Source organism: Shewanella sp. A22, from assembly GCF_053850585.1.
Genome location: NZ_JBSQBN010000231.1, coordinates 1 through 1832, shown reverse-complemented (window position 1 = coordinate 1832; position 1832 = coordinate 1). Strand labels below are relative to the sequence as shown.

Annotated in this window: 1 protein-coding gene and 1 pseudogene; both read right to left on the bottom strand. The window is 39.3% G+C overall.

Annotated elements, in window-relative coordinates:
• Window positions 1–1192 (bottom strand): methyl-accepting chemotaxis protein (locus ACWXWT_RS20405; protein WP_456043394.1); only part of this gene is annotated, 1192 nt, incomplete at its 3' end.
• A 341-nt stretch (window positions 1193–1533) separates the two neighbouring features.
• Window positions 1534–1832, bottom strand: a pseudogene (locus tag ACWXWT_RS20400) (methyl-accepting chemotaxis protein); the annotation flags it as partial.

The window sequence follows — 1832 nt, the reverse complement described above, 5'->3', positions numbered from 1 at the left end:
TCTGCTCCGCAATACCACCAATCACACTTAGTACTGTATTAATTTTTTGAGATTGCTCACTCAATGATTTAACGTCTGCAGCAGCATTGTCAATTTGAGACATTAAATTAGACACTTCCGTTAACGAAGTATCTACGCAATCTTGTGCTTTAGACACATTGTCTGAAGCTGCATGGGTTGCATCTGCCACCAAACTGGTATTGTGGGCGACATCGTTAGCCGTTGCCGACATCTCTGTGATAGCGGTGACAATTTGATCTATCTCGTTATTGTGATTGTAGAGTTGCTCTGTCATTGACGATGTTTGACCGCTAATGCTTTGAGCAGCTTGTTTCACTTTATCGGTGGCTCCTGCCACATCGCCAATAATATGCTGTAATTTATCGACAAACAGATTAAATGCACTGCCTAATTGCCCAATTTCATCGCTACTGGCAACCTCTAAACGTTTGGTTAAATCCCCTTCGCCTTTGGCAATATCATTGAGTGAGGTTGCCATATTTTGAATTGGCACCACCATTTTATGAGCTATCACCACCACCACAAAAGCCGTTACACCGGTAAGGCCTAATGCAATTAATAAAGACAGGAATGCTTTTTGATGCATCTCTTCCATTTTATAGGTTTCATATGCCGCAATAGACTCTTCAATATCATCAACATAAGCACCAGAGCCTAACATCCAGTTAGTATTAGGGATCATTACAGCGAAACCCAGTTTTTCAATCAGCTGGTTACTACCCGGTTTTTGGTAATAATAAGAAAAACTCCCCTTACCCGATTTTGCAGCATCTAATAAGCCAACAATAATTTTAGTGCCATTAGGGTCGGTCATATCAATTTTATTTTGGCCTTCAAGCGCTGGGATCGTCGGATGAAAGATATTCACTCCCGCATCATCATAGATAAAAAAATACCCTGCGCTGCCAAACCGTAAATCCCTTAATGCTGCATTAACATTTCCTTTGTCACCTAAAGCAAGTTGATACTCAACGACGCCCTGGGCAATTTGAATAGACTCTTTAAGCTGGTTTTGACGCTCTGAAATTAACTCACTGCGAAAGTTTTCAATGTCTTTTGTCAACAATGCGCTTTCATTCACATAAAAAAGGCTTAATAACACAGTGAGGATTAATGAAATAGGGATCAATGCTAACCCCAGTAGTTTATTGCGCAGTGAAGATCTCAGCATAATAACAGGCCTTCTAAAGTTATGAACTAGTCTAACAATCATAGACTAATTTTTATCAATGTTTACATTAATGAACAAACCCTTACAGCACAATACACTGAAAAATATTGCCCAAATATACTATGTACGTATCTGTTTACATCAGTAACGAATCTGTCTTACAACAACTAAACCAATAACTATCCATACGAACATGAGATTCAATTAATTAGCAGTCTCAAAGTTATAATAATCATTGTTACGTGTATCTCGATCCCAACGCAATTTTCTCGATAGGTCCATGAATCATATAAAAAATGAACCACTTCGGGTTCATTTTTTTATGGGATATCACCCAATCGTTATATTTTGAACTGACCAACGAGTTGCGCCAAGGTTTGTCCCTCATTGGCAACATTTTTACTCATACTCGATGCATCTTGGCTGGCCGCTAAGAGCATATTAACAATCTCTTGCACTGAATTAACATTACGATTAATTTCTTCTGTCACCGAACTTTGTTCTGTGGCCGCTGTGGCAATTTGAGTGCTCATATCATTAATGCTGGTCACTGACGACGTGACTGCACCTAAGCTTTCAGAAATCGCCCGAGAAGACTCTACCGAACTTAAACAGCTAGTTTGGCTTTCTTGCATGGTTT